Source organism: Streptomyces sp. NPDC005263 (genome assembly GCF_042872365.1).
Lineage (GTDB): Bacteria > Actinomycetota > Actinomycetes > Streptomycetales > Streptomycetaceae > Streptomyces.
In genome coordinates this window covers 197,481-214,444 of sequence record NZ_JBIAKJ010000009.1, presented here as the reverse complement: position 1 = coordinate 214,444, position 16,964 = coordinate 197,481, and the positions used below count along the sequence as shown (strand labels likewise).

Below are 16,964 nucleotides of genomic sequence, written 5' to 3'. Positions count from 1 at the left end.
GCGACACCATGAGCGGATTCCTCGCCGGGCTGTGCGTGGCGATCCTGCCCCTGCTGGCCGCCGGTTTCTGGCTCGGCCGGCGCACCGCGCGCCCCCAGAACCTCGGCGGCCTCGGCACCCCCGTCGAACACGCCACCTTCGAGACCCTGCACACCGCCTCCCTCGCCGCACCCCCGCTGCGGGCCGGCCTGACCGAGGAGACCGCCCGCAAGTCGGCCCGACGGCTGCGCACCCTGCTCGGCACGGACGCGCTGTGCCTGACCGACCAGCGGCAGGTCCTGGTCTGGGACGGCGTGGGCGGCCACCACCGCTCCGAGATCATGGAGCGTCTGGCGGGCCCCTTGGAGACCGGCCGCGGGGAGGCGTTCCGGCTCAGGTGCGACGCCCCCGACTGCCCGGTGCGCTGGGCGGTCGTCGCCCCCCTCACCGTCGACGACCGGGTCCACGGCGCCCTGGTCGCCTGCGCACCCCGCGAGTCCGCCGTCCTGGTCAGGGCCGCCGGAGAGGTCGCGCGCTGGGTCTCCGTACAGCTGGAACTCGCCGACCTCGACCAGTCCCGCACCCGCCTCATCGAGGCCGAGATCAAGGCGCTGCGCGCCCAGATATCCCCGCACTTCATCTTCAACTCGCTCGCGGTGATCGCCTCGTTCGTCCGCACCGACCCCGAGCGGGCCCGCGAACTGCTCCTGGAGTTCGCCGACTTCACCCGCTACTCGTTCCGCAGACACGGCGACTTCACCACCCTGGCCGACGAACTGCACGCCATCGACCACTACTTGGCGCTCGTCCGGGCCCGCTTCGGCGACCGCCTCTCGGTGACCCTGCAGATCGCCCCCGAGGTGCTGCCGGTCGCCCTGCCGTTCCTGTGCCTGCAACCCCTCGTCGAGAACGCCGTCAAGCACGGCCTGGAGGGGAAGGCCGCGTCCGGCAAGAGCCACATCACCATCACCGCACAGGACTCCGGCGCCGAGGCCCTGGTCGTCATCGAGGACGACGGCGCCGGAATGGACCCCGCCCTGCTGCGCCGCATCCTCGCGGGTGAGATCAGCCCGTCCGGCGGCATCGGCCTGTCCAACGTGGACGACCGGCTCCGCCAGGTCTACGGCGACGCCTACGGCCTGGTCATCGAGACCGCCGTGGGAGCGGGCATGAAGATCACCGCCCGGCTGCCGAAATACCAGCCGGGGGTGCACTCCGCGAGCCGCCTCAGTGGCGGCTGACGGTCAGGTGCTGCGCGTGGCCACCATCCCGAGGGTGATCAGGCCCAGCACGACCCAGCCGAACCACAGCCAGCCGTTACTGCCGAGAGCCACCGTGTAGGCGGTCACCGCGACGAGTCCGCCCACGGTGAGCACCCCCATCGTTCTGATCGAGCCGTCCGGGGAACCGGGCATCGCAACACCCTCCTCATGGTTCGTCTCCCTCCATGGTGCCCCCGTTCTGCCTCCGAACGGTGCAGACGACGAAATGTGTGCCACGCTTCCAGGGCCCCTGGCTGGTCCAGGAGCCCGCCGTGTAGACAGAAGGGTCGAATCCGTAGTCGCCGGGCGGGACCTCCCGCCCGCACGCCAGGTCCGACTCGGTGCGCGCCTCGGCGAGCGTGACCTCGGCGCCGAGCCGGGTGAACCCGAGCACCTGCTCGTCGTGCGGTCCGCCGCAGGGCGCCAGCCGGGCGTCCCGGTTGGACCGGACGTCCAGACAGTCCCGCTTCTGCATGGTCGCCGTGTCCGCGAAGGCCGAACCGGGCCCGCGGTGGCCGCCCAACGGCCCGTACACGGGCCCGTGCGCGCCCAGCACCAGACAGGCGCTGCGCCGTCCGGCGGTCCGGAAACCGTCCGGCGACGGCACGACGGCGAGAGCGCGCACATCGGCCAGCTTGTCCCGGATCTCCCGCGTCCGCTCCTCACACCGGGCCGGCCCCAGCCGCCGCGCCTCGTCCGCCGACGCCGCCGGTACGAGGGCCAGCACCTGTCCGTCCGGGGCCGCGGTGCTCCCGCAGGTGGTGTCCACGGTCAGCCGGGGCACGCCCTGGAACCGGGCGCCCGCCCACTGTGTGAGGACACAGTCGCCCTCCCGCAGCGGCCCGGTCAGCCCGACGGCCTCGCCGTACGGCGGTCCGGTCCCGGTGTCCAGGCCGCCACCCGCTCGGTCGGCCAGGGCGTACCAGACACCGCCCAGCGCGAGCGCCAGCCCCAGAGCGCAGGCGACCGCGGCCCGCCGGAGGTGCGAGCGCTCACGCCGCCGCCGAGGCGCCGCGGGCCGGGGAACAGCTTGCCGCGGATCTGTCGGCGGTGCGGGCGGCCCCGCCCACGGTGGCTGCGACCCCAGGTCGGTCCGGGTGCGGGCGTACGCCTCCGCCTGCGGGGTGACGATCCGCGACAGCGCCGCCTCGGTCTCCGGCGCCGTCAGCCGCTGGTCCGGGTCCTTGGCGAGCAGGGCCCGCAGCACCGGCGCCAGCGCCCCGGCCCGCACGGCCGGCCGGGGCTCCTCCATGACCACCGCGGTGATCTCCGCGAGATGCGACCCGCGTTCGAACGGCCCCTCGCCCTCCACGGCGTGGTAGAGCGTGCACCCCAGCGAGAACAGGTCGGCGGCCGGGGTGGGCGCCTCGCCCGTGGCCCGCTCGGGCGCCAGATAGCCGGCCGTGCCCACGAGCACGGACGCCAGCGTGTACCGCGTCTCATCGGTGTCCGGCCGCACGGAGATGCCGTAGTCCATGAGCAGGACTCGTCCGTACGGGGCTCCGGAGCGATCCGGCGCCAGCAGGATGTTCGCCGGTTTCACGTCCCGGTGCAGTACGCCCTGTTCGTGTCCTGCGGTCAGCGCGTCGAGCACGGCCAGGCCGATCCGGGCGCACTCGGCGGGGGCGAGCGGCCCCTGTGTCGCGACCAGGTCGCGCAGATCGACGGCGCCCGCCACGAACTCCATGACGATCCACGGCAGCCCGTCGTGCTCCAGCACGTCGTGCACGGTCACCACATGCGGATGGCCGCGCAGCCCGGCCGCGTACCGGGCCTCGGCGCGAGCCCGCGCGACCCGCGTCTCCCGTTCGTGATCCGCTTCGGCCGGGTCACGGAACACGATCTCCTTGAGCGCGACCTCGCAGGCGAGTCTCTGGTCGTGGGCGAGCCACACATGGCCCATGCCACCACTGCCCAGCCGGTTCAGCAGCACATAGCGGCCGGCGATGACCCGGCCCACTCCCGACGTCGATGATCCTTGGGACATCCGGTGACTCCCGGGTTCTACGAGGTGCCAGGTGAACGCGTCGAGGTCGGCTCGCCGCCCGCCGGTTCGCCGGTGGCGCTTGTCGGGGGCGGAGCGCTGGTGGTCACCGGGGTGCTGGACGGGGGCGGGGCGCCGGGCGGGGGCCCGCTCGTCAGCTCGGGCGGCGAAGGGACCGGAGGAACGGACGCGGGTGGCGCACCCGACCGGGGCGAGGCCGCGGGCTCGGAAGCCGGCGCGGGAGGCGGGTCCGACGACGGTGGCCCGGATCCGGGCGGCGGGGCGGACGGCGGAGACGGCGGCCCGAGTGAGGCACCGGGTGGACCAGAGGTTCCGGACGTGCCGGGAGTGCCGGGAGTGCCGGGAGAGGGAGTCTGCGGCTCGCCGCTGGACGGGGGAGTGGTCGTCCCACCGGGCGGGACACCGGGCGGCACCCTGGGCAGGCCACCGGGCAGGCCACCGGACGTGCCCTCCGACCCGCCGACGGAGGGTTCCTCGGCCGGGTCCCCCCGCCCGCCTCCGGACCCGCCCCCGGCCACGCTCAGCGTCACATACTCCCCGAACCGCAGCTCGGTCCCCGCGGGCGGATCGGTGGCCGTGACCCTGGCGGTGTCCCGCGGCAGCCCCCGCCCGTCGTAGCCGGCCGCCAGCCCCGTGTCGGCCAGCCGGCGGCTCGCCTGCCCGAACGTCGTCCCGGCGAGGTCCGGCACCGCGCGTCGCTCCCGGGTGTCGAAGGCGGAGTCGTCCTCGCCCGTCGTGCCGACCGGCCGGTTGATGCCCCGCGTCGGCGTGTGGACGTCGACGAGGGCGACCCGGTCCAGCGTCCGGGAGGCCGGCCGTACCGCCACCACCGACGAAGGCTCGTACCCCCGCCATTTCCTGTTGCCGTCCTCGAACCTGACGGAGATCCGGCTCGTGTCGCCCTGGAAAGGCCGCAGTGGATTTCCGCACGAGCACTTCACCGCGGGAAGCCCCCGCTGATCGACGAGAATCGAGATTCCCGCCTGAAGCAGGGAGTCGTAGGGGACGGCCTTTCCCTCTTTGTAGTCGTGGTTCTTCACGAGAGTGTCGTGACGCAACAGAACGGGTGTGAGTCGTTCCAGATAATCCGGGATCTCCTCCCTGGGGATCCCCAACACCCGTGCCCACACCCGCGACTTTTGTTCGTTCGCGGGATCCGTGAGGAACTGTTCGAGCCGTTCGACATCACAGACCGTCGGCTGTTTCGAGCCCCCGTACAGTCCGGGTGTGTCGCCCTGCTGCAACCCGCCGTGTGCGGGAAGCGACCTGACCTGGGCGTCCTGGCCGAGCCCGCTGTCCTCATCGAAGAACGGCGCCAGGGAGGGCACTCCCGCGGCGACCGCCTTCACCACCGACAAGGACGTGTCTCTGCCACATCCGCTCAGAAAAAGAACAAGAACGAAAACGAGAAGGAGAACGCGTGGACACGCAATCCTTTTCGTGGGCCTGTGCATGAACGCGCGAAATGTCATCACCGCTCCCCCTGGCGGTTCCCCCGTCGCGCCTCATGCTACTGAAAGAGTGGCCCTTCAACGCCCGCGTGAGTTCAATGAGGCCAAATAGGCGTTGTACGCCTCGAGTTCCTTGTCGCCGTCCCGGTCGGCGGCCCGGTCCTGGCGCTTGGCCTGCCGCTGCTCGGACCCGTACCACTGGAACAGCAGTGCGATCAGCACGAGTACGGACGGAATCTCACTGAACGCCCACGCGATTCCACCGGCCGCGTTCTGGTCCGACAGCGCGTCGATACCGAGCGAGGCCGGCGGGTTCTCGAACGTCTTGACCATCGGCGTGGACGCCATCATGAGCGCGATGCCGAAGAAGGCGTGGAAGGGCATGCCCGCGAACAGCTCCAGCATCCGCATCAGATAGCCGGGGCGGTTCGGGCCCGGATCCACTCCCATGATCGGCCAGAAGAAGACCACGCCGACGGCGAGGAAGTGCACCATCATCGCGATGTGCCCGGTCCTGGACCCCATCAGGAAGTCGAAGATCGGGGTGAAGTACAGCGCGTAGAGGCTCGCGATGAACAGCGGGATGGTGAACGCGGGGTGCGTGATGATCCGCATGTAGCGGCTGTGCAGGAACATCAGCAGCAGTTCCCGCGGACCCTTGCGGCCGCGCCCCGCCGGCGGCAGCGCGCGCAGGGCCAGTGTGATCGGGGCGCCGAGCAGGATCAGGATCGGCGACAGCATGCTGATCACCATGTGCTGCACCATGTGCACGCTGAACATGACCATGCCGTAGTCGTTCAGCCGGGTGCACATCACGAACGCGATGGTCAGGACACCCGCCACGTACGCGACCGTCCGTCCGACCGGCCAGGCGTCCCCACGCCGCCGCAGCCGCACGACCCCCCACCCGTACAGGGCGAGGCCCACCAGGCAGGCCACCAGGAAGAACGGGTCAGCCGACCACTGAAGACCCCGCCCCAGCGTGAACGGCGGCAGATCCATGGTCATGCCGTGCCCGCTGTGATCCATTCCGCCGGCTCCTGATTCGTGGGGGTTGTACGGTTTCGGTCCGCCCCAAGACTAGAACCGCCCCCGGCCACTGATGTGACCGGGGGCGGGACAACCGGCTCGACCGCACGCACCGAGCTGTCATCGGCACGTCACAACACGCACTCCGCCTCCGCGTACCGCTCCGCCGGGACCGTCTTCAACGTCTCCACGGCCTCCGCCAGCGGCACCATCACGATGTCCGTCCCCTGCAGGGCCGTCATCTTCCCGAACTCCCCCCGGTGCACCGCCTCCACCGCGTGCCACCCGAAGCGGGTCGCCAGCACCCGGTCGTACGCGGTGGGCGTGCCACCCCGCTGCACATGCCCGAGGATCACCGGTCGCGCCTCCTTGCCCAGCCGCTGCTCCAGCTCGATCGACAGCTGCCGCGCGATCCCCGCGAACCGCTCGTGCCCGTAGATGTCCTTGCCGCCCTCGTCGAAGGGCATGGTGCCCGGCGCCGGCTTGGCGCCCTCCGCCGCGACGACGATCGCGAACCGCTTGCCCGCCTCGAACCGCTCGCCGACCCTGCGGGCCAACTCCTCGATGTCGAAGGGCCGTTCCGGTACGACGATGGCGTGGGCGCCGGCCGCCATACCGGACTGCAGCGCTATCCAGCCGGTGTGCCGGCCCATGACCTCGACGACCAGGACACGCTGGTGGGACTCGGCGGTGGTCTTGAGCCGGTCGAGGGCGTCCGTCGCGACGCCCACGGCCGTGTCGAAGCCGAAGGTGACGTCGGTGACCGCGATGTCGTTGTCGATCGTCTTCGGCACGCCCACGATGGGCAGACCGCCGTCCGACATCAGCCGGGCCGCCTTGAGCGTGCCCTCGCCGCCGATCGGGATGACCGCGTCGAGGCCGAGCTCCTCGAGATGGCCCCGGGCCCGCTCCACACCGTCCCGCAGATGCGAGGGCTGGACCCGGGAGGAGCCGAGGATCGTGCCGCCGCGAGCGAGGATGCCGCTCACCGCGTCGAGGTCGAGTTTGAGGTAGTCGCACTCCAGGAGGCCCTTCCAGCCGTCCCGGAAACCGATGACCTCGTCGCCGTGGTCGGCGACGGCACGGTGCACGACGGACCGGATGACCGCGTTCAGTCCGGGGCAGTCGCCGCCGGACGTCAGGACACCAATGCGCATAGCCCGAAATACCTTCTCCACGTGGGCCGGGTCCGGACCACGTCGTCCGGCTGGATTCCGGCCACCTTATCGGCGTCTGGGGGTGGCTCCGTAGCAGGCGTCCGCCTGATGGACGCAGCCGCACAAGTGAGCGGATGACGCGTCAGGCGGGCTCGACGACGACGATGCCGGAAGGTACCAGCGGCCGCCTGGAGTTCCCCTGGAACGCACGACGGGCGCGCCCGAGGTCTCCCTCGTACGCGCCCGTGGCGAAACCGGCCCGAAGCTCACGCGGGCCGCCGTGCCGTTCTCACGCGGGCTGCTGCGCGGCAGTGATGCGCTCGTTGCGCAGCGCCTCGTACCACCGCTCGTCGGTCGGCGGCAGCGCGTTCACGTCGAGCGCCAGCTTCAGCAGCAGGTCGGCGATGAGCGGATTGCGCGCCAGCACCGGGCCGTGCATGTACGTGCCGAAGACCGTGTCGTTGTACGCGCCCTCGGTGCCGTCGCCGGTGCCGTTGCCGTTGCCGAAGCGGACCTGGGCCAGCGGGCGGGCCGTGGGGCCGAGGTGCGTGACGCCCTGGTGGTTCTCGAAGCCGGTCAGCGGGGGCAGCCCCAGGCGCGAGTCGATGTCCCCGAGGACGTCACCCACACACCGGTCGCCCTCGCCGCGCACCGACACCACGTCGAGCAGACCGAGGCCGGGCTCGCGCTGACCGAGGTCGTTGATGAACTCGTGGCCGAGGATCTGGTAGCCGGCGCACACCGAGAACACGATGGCCCCGTTCTCCACCGCCCGCTGCAGACCGCCGTCCCGGCGCAGCCGCTCGGCGGCGAGCCGCTGCGGGCGGTCCTCGCCGCCGCCGATCAGGTAGATGTCGCCTGAGGTCGGGATCGGCTGGTCGCTGCGCACGTCCAGACGGGCCACGTCGAGGCGGCGCTGCCGGGCCCGGCGCTCCACCACGAGGACGTTGCCCTGGTCGCCGTAGGTGCTGAGCAGGTCGGGATAGATCCAGACGACCCGCAGTTGGTTGTCGCTCACAAAAGTCCCCTGAAGTCCGGTGCTCAGTTGCCGACCCGGCGGCGCAGGTCCTGGAAGGCGGTGTAGTTGGCGATGACCTCGATGCGGCCCGGCGGGCTCATCTGCACCGCCTGGTCGAGGTTCTCGCACACCTGGAAGTGCTGGTTGGCCACCTCCAGACGCACCGCGAGGTCCAGCTTCCGGTCCCCGATCACGCAGATGGGGTGGCCGGTCAGGCGCGTGTAGTCGACGTCCCACAGCCAGGAGGTGTCGGTGCCGTCGGCGCCGCGCGCGTTCACCGAGAGGATCACCGGGGTCGGCGGCGGGTCGATCAGGCTGAACGTCTCCAGCCAGCCGGCCGGGTTCTTCGCGAGCAGCAGACGCAGGTCGCGCTCCATGAACTGGACCACGTCGTACCGTCCGGCCACCGCCTGCACCTGGTACATGCGCTCCAGCGCGACCTGCGGCGGCACCCCGAAGACGGCGGCGACGGCCGCCGAGGAGGCGGCGTTGGCCTTGTTGGCGCGGCCCGGCAGCTGGAGGTGGATCGGCCAGGCGGACCCGTGCGGATCGAGGACGTGGTCCCCGGACAGGGCCCAGCTGGGCGTCGGCCGCCGGAATCCGCACTCGCCGCAGAACCAGTCGTCGCCCGGCCGCTGCATCACGCCACCGCAGGACGGGCAGGACCAGGCGTCGTCCTTCCACATCTGTCCGGCGGCGACCCAGATCACATTGGGGGAGGAGGACGCGGCCCACACGACCAGCGGGTCGTCCGCGTTGGCCACGATCACGGCCTTGGAACCGGCCAGGCCCTCCCGCCAGTTCTCGGCGAGCATCCGGGTCTCGGCGGCGCGGTCGAGCTGGTCGCGGGAGAGGTTGAGCAGCGCGATGCACTTCGGGTCGGTGTCCTTGGCGACACCGGCCAGGTACTTCTCGTCGACCTCGATGACGCCGTAGCGGGCGTCCGAGCTGCCCGCCAGCGCCGAGGTGATGCCGGCCGGCATGTTGGCGCCGAGCGCGTTGGAGACGACCGGGCCGGCCGCCCGCAGTGCCTCGGCGATCAGCCGGGTCGTCGTGGTCTTGCCGTTGGTCGCCGACACCAGCACGACGTCCAGGTGCTGGGCGAGCCGGGCGAGCAGGTCGGGGTCGAGTTTGAGCGCCACCCGGCCGCCGATCACGGAACCGCTGCCGCGTCCGGCGGCGCGCGACGCCGCCGCGACCGCCTTGCCCGCGGTCACGGCGATCTTGGCCCGCGGCGAAAGCGGGTCCGAGTTGCCTGCCATCAGTTCTCGATCCTCCTTGCGTACGCGCCGCGCTCCTGCCTCCGGCAACGTGGTGTGGACCTCAGCCTATCGAGATCCATTCGCACTCCCGAATCGCGGCGCCCGTACGACCTTCGCGTGACACAGAGGACCGTACCCTTGCCGCCATGCGAAACGGCTCCATCCCGGGCTCCCGAGGGCGTGTGAGGCCCCTCGCCCTGCTCGGCGACCCGGCACTGCACGCCCCCTGCGAGGAGGTCACCGACTTCGGCCCCGAACTGGGGCGTCTCGTCGAGGACTTGTTCGCGACGATGTACGCGGCCCAGGGCGTGGGCCTCGCCGCCAACCAGATCGGCGAGCCGCTGCGGGTGTTCGTCTACGACTGCCCGGACGACGAGGAGGTCCGTCACCTGGGCCACGTGGTGAATCCGCGCCTGGTGGACGCGGACGGGGTGGTGCTGCGGGGCCCCGAGGGCTGCCTGTCCCTGCCGGGTCTGGAAGCCGGAACCGAACGCTACGACCACGCGGTGGTCGAGGGCTTCACGGTGACGGGGGAGCCGGTCACCGTGCACGGGACGGGCTTCTTCGCCCGATGCCTGCAGCACGAACACGACCACCTGGACGGCAGGGTCTACGCGGACCGCTTGGCGGGCTGGCGTCGCAGCAGGCTGATGCGACAAGCAAGACGAGCCTCTTGGAGCAGGGAGACTGATCCCACATAGGGGCGCGGGGAACCGCGCGACCGGCCACCCACAACCCGCGGTCGTCCCACGACCGTCAGAACCCCGGACTGCCGATCTTGTCCGCCGCCGCGGCCAGCCGCCCCCACAGCAGATCCGCCAGGCTCCGCACCAACTCGGCCCGTGAGCACGGTCGTTCCTGCAACCACCAGTCACCGGCCGCGTGCATCATCCCGACGATCCCGTGGCCCCACACCCGGGCCAACTGCTGCCCCCCGGGCCCGAGATCCAGCCGGTCCTCGATGACCTGGGCCAACTCCTCGCCCATTCGCCGCAACAGCGGGATGGAGTGCTTGCCGACATCGAACGCCGGGTCCCCGGCCTGCCCCCCGTCGGCATGGCCGCCGTCCGCCGGGTGCATCAGGAACCGGTACACCTGGGGCCGGGCCTCGATCGCCGCGAGATACGTGTCCAAGGTGGCCTCGACCCGTTCCCGCCGCTCCGCGGGAGCGTCGAGCGCCGCCCGCAGCGAATTGAGCAGGGCGTCGGTGTGCCGCTTGGCCAACGCGGCGTAAAGTCCGCCCTTGTCGCCGAAGTGGCGGTAGAGAATCGGCTTCGTGATGCCTGCTTCCGCAGCGATCGCGTTCATCGAGGCCTGAGGTCCGTCGCGCAGCACCACTCGGTCCGCGGCCTCCAGTAGCTCGCGTCGGCGGCGGTCGGCGGACCGTTGCTGATCGGTCCGCTGCGTGGTGTCCATGTGCTCTCCCCACCCGTGGTTTAGGTAACGCCTGCGCAAACTAACACCAAGGATGCACCGCACATCGAACGGGCGGTCGGGCGGTCACCAGGACTTGACTTTGCCGATCAAGAGTTGACTTTTCCTACCCGCGAGTAACAGACTCGGTGTTACCTTAAGTAACACGCACGTGCTTCGCCGCTGGAGGGGACATGGCCGAGTTCACCATGGAGCTCAATGACGAGCAGAAGGAGGTCAGGGACTGGCTGCACGGCTTCGCGGCCGACGTCATCCGCCCCGCGGCAGCCGAATGGGACGAGCGTGAGGAGACTCCCTGGCCGGTGATCCAGGAGGCCGCCAAGGTCGGGATCTACTCCCTCGACTTCTACGCCCAGCAGTACTTCGACCCCACCGGCCTCGGCATCCCGATGGCCATGGAGGAACTGTTCTGGGGCGACGCGGGCATCGCCCTGTCCATCGTCGGCACCGGCCTCGCCGCCGTGGGCGTCCTCGCCAACGGCACCGAGGAGCAGATCGGCACCTGGATCCCGCAGATGTACGGCGATGCCAACGATGTCAAGGTCGCCGCGTTCTGCTCCTCCGAGCCCGACGCCGGCTCGGACGTCTCCTCGATGCGTACCCGCGCCGTGTACGACGAGGCCACGGACGAGTGGGTGCTCAACGGCACGAAGACCTGGGCGACCAACGGCGGTATCGCCAACGTTCATGTCGTCGTCGCGGTCGTCGACGCGGACCTGGGCTCCAAGGGCCACGCCTCCTTCATCGTCCCGCCGGGCACGCCGGGTCTCGCGCAGGGCCAGAAGTTCAAGAAGCACGGGATCCGTGCCTCGCACACCGCCGAGGTCGTCCTCGACAACGTGCGCGTCCCCGGCTCCTGCCTGCTCGGCGGCAAGGAGAAGCTGGACGAGCGGCTGGCTCGGGCCCGGGAGCGGGCGAGGACCGGTGGCGAGCGAGTGAAGAACGCGGCGATGGCCACCTTCGAGGCCTCCCGTCCGGCCGTTGGCGCGATGGCCGTCGGTACCGCCCGTGCCGCGTACGAGGAGGCCCTCGACTACGCCAGGACGCGTGAGCAGTTCGGCCGGCCCATCATCGACAACCAGGGGGTGGCCTTCCAGCTCGCGGACATGCGCACCTCCATCGACGCGGCCCGTCTGCTGGTGTGGCGGGCGTCCTGGATGGCGGTCAACGGCAAGCAGTTCACGGCCGCCGAGGGATCGATGTCGAAGCTGTTCGCGAGCGAGACGGCGAAGAAGGTGACGGCACAGGCGGTCCAGATCCTGGGCGGGAACGGCTACACGCGGGAGTACCCGGTGGAGCGGATGCACCGGGACGCGGCGATCTACACCATTTTCGAGGGGACGAGCGAGATCCAGCGGCTGGTGATCGCCCGGACCCTGTCGGGGATGCCGATCCGGTAGCGCCCGTCAGGGGTGTGGGTCCGTCGCGGTCCGACGGCCGTCCGCGGCCGGTGCGCCCACGCGCACGGCTCAGCCGTGCTGCGGCACGGCCCCACACCCGCCCCCGTCACCGCGAATCCCACCGGTGCGAGGGGTGCCGCCTACGGCGTGGTCCCGCTGCTGTGCGCGATGCACGCCACGTCGATCCGGTCGGCGAGCTTCGCGAGCTCGATCGTCAGGGCCGCCACCGTGTCCTCGTCGAGCCCGTCCTCCCCGGCCTCGACGAGGTGCAGCCAGCGACCACCCACCGTCCGCAACAACTTGCTGACTTCGGCGGCAGCCACCTGCAAGGTCCCGCGGTCGTCGACGATCAGAGGCAGAGTCACTTCGCGGTTCACAAAGGGGATCGTAGCCGCGGAAGCGTCACGCTCCGTGCCATACCGTGGTGATGTTGCAGAACTCCCGGATTCCGTGCCCGGACAGCTCACGTCCGTACCCGGACCTCTTGACTCCGCCGAACGGGAACGCCGGGTGCGACGCGGTCATCCCGTTCACGTACACCCCGCCTGCCTCCAGGTCCCGTACGAACCGGTCGACGTCCGTCTCGTCCCGCGTCCACACATTCGAACTCAGGCCGAAAGGCGAGTCGTTGGCGATGAGTACCGCCCCGTCCAGGTCGGCCGCGCGGTACAGCGTGGCGACCGGCCCGAAGGCCTCCTCCCGGTGGATGCGCATCTCGCGGGTGATGCCGGCCAGGACGGTCGGCGGGTAGTACCAGCCGTCCCCGTCGGGCCGTTCGCCCCCGCACAGCACGCTCGCGCCGCCGCGCCTCGCGTCGTCGACGAGTTCCTCCAGGTCGGCCCGCCCCTGCTCGCTGGACAGGGGCCCGATCTCGGTGTCCTCCTCCAGCGGATCGCCGACCTTCAGCGCCTCCATGCCCGCGACGAACCGCTCGGCGAACGCGTCGTAGACGTCCGTGTGGACGATGAACCGCTTGGCGGCGATACAGGACTGCCCGTTGTTCTGCACCCGCGCGGTCACCGCCACCTGGGCGGCCCGGTCGATGTCGGCGGAGGGCATCACGACGTAGGGGTCGCTGCCGCCCAGCTCCAGCACCGTCTTCTTGATCATCTCGCCGGCGGTGGACGCGACCGCCCGGCCCGCGGGCTCGCTGCCGGTGAGGGTGGCTGCCTTGACCCGGTCGTCCCGCAGGATCTCGTCGACCGCGCCGGATCCGATCAGCAGGGTCTGGAAGGTGCCCTCGGTGAAGCCCGCGCGGTGGAAGAGGTCCTCCAGGTACAGCGCGGTCTGCGGGACGTTGGAGGCGTGCTTGAGCAGGCCCACGTTGCCCGCCATCAGGGCCGGAGCCGCGAAGCGGACCACCTGCCACAGCGGGAAGTTCCACGGCATCACCGCGAGCACCGGGCCCAGCGGCCGGTAGCGGACCAGGGCGCGGGAGGCGCCGGAGTCCTTCACGTCGGCGGCGGCGGGTTCCTCGTCGGCGAGCAGTTCCTCGGCGTGGTCGGCGTACCAGCGCATCGCCCTGGCACACTTCGCGGCCTCGGCGCGGGCCTGCTTGACCGGCTTGCCCATCTCCGTCGTCATCACACGGGCGATGTCCCGCTGGTCCTCGTCGAGGAGATCGGCGGCCCGGTGCAGCAGGCGGGCGCGCTCGGCGAAGCTCGTCGTCCGGTACGTGCGGAACGTGGCCTCCGCGAGCTGGAGCCTGCGCTCGATCTCCTCCTCGCCCATGGCTTCATACGTCTTGAACGTCTCGCCGTTCGCCGGGTTGACGGTTGCGATGGGCATGGCTGGCCTCCCTGGGACGGCTGTGTCTCCGACCTTCCCGCGCGGCGGTGCGGGCCGCAACGCGGGTGCGTCTGCCTAGGAGGGTGCTGTAGATCTTGGCCGGATCAGTGAGCCGGGGGCCCGGACAAGATCTTCAGCGCCCTCCTAGACCGAGTGCTCCGTCAGCCGGTCGAGAAACGCGGCCTGTGCCTTCACGATCACCGCGCGGGCGGCGTCGAGGCCGAACCACGCCACCCGGTCCAGTTCGGGGAACTCCTGGGTCTGTCCGGACTTCGGCGGCCACTCCATGCGGAACGTGCCCGGCGTGATCGTCGCCGGGTCGAGGTCCGCCGCCACCGCCCACGCCGTGACGATCTTGCCGTTGGTCTGCCGGACCTCGCCCAGCGGCACCGCCTCGCCGTCGGGCGGTGCCAGCCCCAGCTCCTCCTGGAACTCGCGCCGGGCCGCGTCGAAGGCGGGCTCGTCGGGTTCGTACTCGCCCTTGGGCACCGTCCAGGCCCCGGCCTCGCGCCGCGCGAAGAAGGGGCCGCCCATATGCCCGAGCAACACCTCCAGCCCGTGATCGGTGTGCCGGAACAACAGCAGGCCCGCGCTGCGTTTCACGGCCTCACCTCGGGATGGGCGGCGAGGAGCATCTCGACCGTGTCGGCGTCCTCGGGGCGTTTGTCCTCGCGGTAGCGGACCACGCGGGCGAAGCGGAGGGTGACGCCGGCCGGGTAGCGGGTGGACCTCTGCAGACCGTCGTAGGCGATCTCGACGACGAGCTCAGGACGTACGCTCACCACGTACCCGTCGCTGTCCACGGCCAGTTCCTGGAGCCGTTCGGTCTGCCAGGCCAGCATCGCGTCGGTCATGCCCTTGAAGGTCTTGCCGAGCATCGCGAACGAACCGTCCGCGGTGCGAGCCCCCAGGTGCAGGTTGGACAGCTTCCCGGTGCGGCGACCGTGGCCCCACTCGGCGGCCAGGACCACCAGGTCGAGCGTGTGCACGGGCTTGACCTTCAGCCAGGAGGCACCCCGCCGGCCCGCGCTGTAGGAGGCGTCGAGGGATTTGGCGACCACGCCCTCGTGGCCGCGCTTCAGGGTCTCGGCGAGGAACTCCTCGGCCGCCCCCACCCCCCGCGGGCCGGACACCAGGGTCCGCCGTACCCGCATCGGTTCCGGCACCAGCCGGGCCAGCTCCGCGTGCCGCTCGGCGAACGGCAGGTCCAGCAGGTCACGGTCGTCGACGGACAGCACGTCGAAGAAGACGGGGGAGACGGGGACCGCCCGGGCGGCTGTGGTCACGTCCACCCGGGAGCCGACCCGCCCGGCGGTCTCCTGGAAGGAGCGGGGGCGTCCGGCGGCGTCGAAGGCGATCACCTCGCCGTCCAGGATGAACCTCTCGCCCCGCAACTCCAGTGCCGCCGAGGTCAGTTCGGGCAGCCGGTCGGTGATGTCGTCGAGGGTGCGGGTGTACAGCCGTACGGAGTCGCCGTCCCGGTGCACCTGGACGCGGATGCCGTCCAGCTTCTCCTCCACCGCGCACGCGCCGAGCTTGTCGACCGCCTCGGACACCGAGGAGGCGCTGTGCGCCAGCATCGGCAGGACAGGGCGGCCGACGGTGAGCCGGAAGCGGTCGAGGGCTCCGGGACCGTCCGAGAGCAGGGCCTCGGCCACCGTCTGCAGCGAGCCCGCGAGCATCACGGCCCGCCGTACGTCCGCCGCCGGCGCCCGGGTGGCCTGGGCGAGGCCCTCGATCGCGACGGCGTCCAGCGCGCCCTGCCGTACCTCGCCGCTGATCAGTCCGAGCAGGAACCGCTGCTCGTGCTCGGTGGCCGCGCCCATCAGCTCGCCGACCAGGCGGGTCCGCTCGGCCTGCGATCCGGCGCCCGAGACCTCGCCGAGCGCGCTCAGCAGGTCGTGCGTGTCGCGCACGGTCAGGCTCGGCTCGGCGGCCGGGGCGACGGGCCGGCTCAGCACCTTCCAGCCGACGCCGAGCCGCCCCTGGGGCAGCCGGCCGGCGAGGTAGGGGATGACGATCGGCACGTCCTCCGCCTCGGCCTCCCGGAACAGCTCGGCGAGGAGCGCGATCTTCCGGGAGCGCGCCGAGGTGGCGGCCACCTCCTGGGACACCTGGGCCAGCCGGGTCAGCAGCATGCAGCCATGGTGCACCGCGGACCGGCGGTCTACACCCCGACGGCCGCGTCGAGGTCCGCCATCAGCAGGTCCCCGTTGATGGTCGCGGCCGCCCGGTAACCGCCGGCCGCCGCGTTGACGACCTGTTCCGCGAAGCCCATCACGTTGCCCGCCGACCAGACGCCGGACACGGTCGTCAGCCCTGTCTCGTCGACCACGGGATACGCGCCGAACGGGGTCTCCCGCAGCTCTGCCCCCAGCCGCCGGAGCAGACCGGTCCGCGGGACGGCCCGGGGTGCCACGAACAGCGCCTCGCACCCGTGGACCGCGCCCCCGGCGAGCCGGACCCCGGTGAGCCGGTCATCGGCCAGGACCAGTTCAAAGACCTCGCCGGGCACCACCGCGACCCCGGCCGCGGCCAGCCTGCGCAGGTCCTCGTCGGACAGCTCCTCCTCGGCGAGCCGGTGGAGGAAGAACGTCACGTCCTTGGACCACTGGGAGACCATCAGCGCCTGGTGCACACTCATCGGGGTCGTCGCGAGGACGCCGAAGGCCTGGTCCCGCACCTCCCAGCCGTGGCAGTACGGGCAGTGCAGCACATCCCGCCCGAAGCGTGCGGCGAGGCCGGTGACGTCCGGCAGTTCGTCCCTGAGGCCGGTGGCGATCACCAGGCGCCGGGCGCGCACCGTCCGGCCGCCCGCCAGAGCCACGGCGAAGTCCCCGTCCCGGGTCACGTCGAGGGCCCGGTCCCGGACCAGCTCCACCCCGTAGCGCGCGATCTCCTCGCGGCCCTTCGCCAGGAAGGCGGCGGGTGACATACCGTCCCGGGTCAGATAGCCCTGCATGTGCGCGGCGGGCGCGTTGCGCGGCTCGCCCGCGTCGACGACCAGCGTCCGGCGCCGCGCTCTTCCCAGGATCAGCGCGGCGGACAGTCCAGCCGCGCCGCCTCCGACGACGACCACCTCGTAGGTGTCGTTGTCCTTCTCGGTCATGGTGACCACCTCCACTCCGACCGTCGCTCGTCCCTGCCACATTGACAAACTGGTTTGCCGAAACTGCAAT

General features: G+C 71.2%; 16 protein-coding genes. 3 read left to right on the top strand and 13 right to left on the bottom strand.

The annotated features are described in order from the left end of the window. Positions 1 to 8: 8 nt before the first annotated feature. Positions 9 to 1,220, top strand: coding sequence for a sensor histidine kinase (locus ACFYRY_RS33840; RefSeq protein WP_389154430.1), 1,212 nt, complete (start codon positions 9 to 11; stop codon positions 1,218 to 1,220). 3 nt (positions 1,221 to 1,223) lie between these two features. Here the strand turns inward: ACFYRY_RS33840 and ACFYRY_RS33835 are convergent, their stop codons facing one another. The 7 genes from ACFYRY_RS33835 to ACFYRY_RS33805 form a co-directional block, all read right to left on the bottom strand. Further along, positions 1,224 to 1,394 (bottom strand): hypothetical protein, encoded by a 171-nt coding sequence (locus ACFYRY_RS33835; RefSeq protein ID WP_356770440.1) that lies wholly within the window; start codon positions 1,392 to 1,394, stop codon positions 1,224 to 1,226. A gap of 13 nt (positions 1,395 to 1,407) precedes the next feature. Then, entirely contained in the window at positions 1,408 to 3,228 is a 1,821-nt protein-coding gene (locus ACFYRY_RS33830; protein ID WP_389154427.1) for a protein kinase, read from the bottom strand. 17 nt (positions 3,229 to 3,245) lie between these two features. Next, a complete protein-coding gene (locus ACFYRY_RS33825; protein WP_389154888.1) occupies positions 3,246 to 4,598 on the bottom strand; it encodes a DUF6777 domain-containing protein in 1,353 nt (450 codons plus the stop codon). Positions 4,599 to 4,775: 177 nt separating this feature from the next. Then, positions 4,776 to 5,726: a cytochrome c oxidase assembly protein gene (locus ACFYRY_RS33820; RefSeq protein WP_389154425.1), complete on the bottom strand. Its 951-nt coding sequence runs from the start codon at positions 5,724 to 5,726 to the stop codon at positions 4,776 to 4,778. A 131-nt stretch (positions 5,727 to 5,857) separates the two neighbouring features. Continuing rightward, positions 5,858 to 6,883 carry a 6-phosphofructokinase gene (locus ACFYRY_RS33815; RefSeq protein ID WP_389154422.1) on the bottom strand — a complete coding sequence of 342 codons (1,026 nt, stop codon included), beginning with the start codon at positions 6,881 to 6,883 and terminating at the stop codon, positions 5,858 to 5,860. A 289-nt stretch (positions 6,884 to 7,172) separates the two neighbouring features. After that, positions 7,173 to 7,901 carry a type 1 glutamine amidotransferase gene (locus ACFYRY_RS33810; protein WP_389154419.1) on the bottom strand — a complete coding sequence of 243 codons (729 nt, stop codon included), beginning with the start codon at positions 7,899 to 7,901 and terminating at the stop codon, positions 7,173 to 7,175. Between the two features lie 23 nt (positions 7,902 to 7,924). Then, positions 7,925 to 9,163, bottom strand: coding sequence for a MurT ligase domain-containing protein (locus ACFYRY_RS33805; protein ID WP_389154417.1), 1,239 nt, complete (start codon positions 9,161 to 9,163; stop codon positions 7,925 to 7,927). Positions 9,164 to 9,309: 146 nt separating this feature from the next. Between ACFYRY_RS33805 and def the strand changes: the two genes are divergently transcribed. After that, the gene (gene def, locus ACFYRY_RS33800) at positions 9,310 to 9,864 is read left to right on the top strand and encodes a peptide deformylase (RefSeq protein WP_389154414.1); all 555 of its coding nucleotides are present in this window, start codon (positions 9,310 to 9,312) and stop codon (positions 9,862 to 9,864) included. A gap of 55 nt (positions 9,865 to 9,919) precedes the next feature. Here def and ACFYRY_RS33795 read toward each other — a convergent pair whose 3' ends face one another. Then, positions 9,920 to 10,579 carry a TetR family transcriptional regulator gene (locus ACFYRY_RS33795; protein ID WP_389154411.1) on the bottom strand — a complete coding sequence of 220 codons (660 nt, stop codon included), beginning with the start codon at positions 10,577 to 10,579 and terminating at the stop codon, positions 9,920 to 9,922. Positions 10,580 to 10,770: 191 nt separating this feature from the next. Here ACFYRY_RS33795 and ACFYRY_RS33790 point away from each other — a divergent pair, with 191 nt between their 5' ends. Continuing rightward, on the top strand, positions 10,771 to 11,997 hold the full coding sequence (locus ACFYRY_RS33790; RefSeq protein WP_389154408.1) for an acyl-CoA dehydrogenase family protein: 1,227 nt from the start codon (positions 10,771 to 10,773) through the stop codon (positions 11,995 to 11,997). A 140-nt stretch (positions 11,998 to 12,137) separates the two neighbouring features. Here ACFYRY_RS33790 and ACFYRY_RS33785 read toward each other — a convergent pair whose 3' ends face one another. From ACFYRY_RS33785 to ACFYRY_RS33765, 5 genes are all read right to left on the bottom strand, one after another. Next, positions 12,138 to 12,374, bottom strand: coding sequence for a DUF6213 family protein (locus tag ACFYRY_RS33785; protein ID WP_356770456.1), 237 nt, complete (start codon positions 12,372 to 12,374; stop codon positions 12,138 to 12,140). A 25-nt stretch (positions 12,375 to 12,399) separates the two neighbouring features. Then, positions 12,400 to 13,785 carry an NADP-dependent succinic semialdehyde dehydrogenase gene (locus ACFYRY_RS33780; protein WP_389154405.1) on the bottom strand — a complete coding sequence of 462 codons (1,386 nt, stop codon included), beginning with the start codon at positions 13,783 to 13,785 and terminating at the stop codon, positions 12,400 to 12,402. Positions 13,786 to 13,929: 144 nt separating this feature from the next. Beyond that, positions 13,930 to 14,388, bottom strand: coding sequence for an NUDIX domain-containing protein (locus ACFYRY_RS33775; RefSeq protein WP_389154402.1), 459 nt, complete (start codon positions 14,386 to 14,388; stop codon positions 13,930 to 13,932). Then, positions 14,385 to 15,923: an ATP-dependent DNA ligase gene (locus ACFYRY_RS33770; protein WP_389154399.1), complete on the bottom strand. Its 1,539-nt coding sequence runs from the start codon at positions 15,921 to 15,923 to the stop codon at positions 14,385 to 14,387. Before ACFYRY_RS33770 ends, ACFYRY_RS33775 begins: the two co-directional genes overlap by 4 nt. 29 nt (positions 15,924 to 15,952) lie before the next feature. Next, positions 15,953 to 16,894 carry an NAD(P)/FAD-dependent oxidoreductase gene (locus ACFYRY_RS33765; protein ID WP_389154396.1) on the bottom strand — a complete coding sequence of 314 codons (942 nt, stop codon included), beginning with the start codon at positions 16,892 to 16,894 and terminating at the stop codon, positions 15,953 to 15,955. Positions 16,895 to 16,964: the final 70 nt, after the last annotated feature.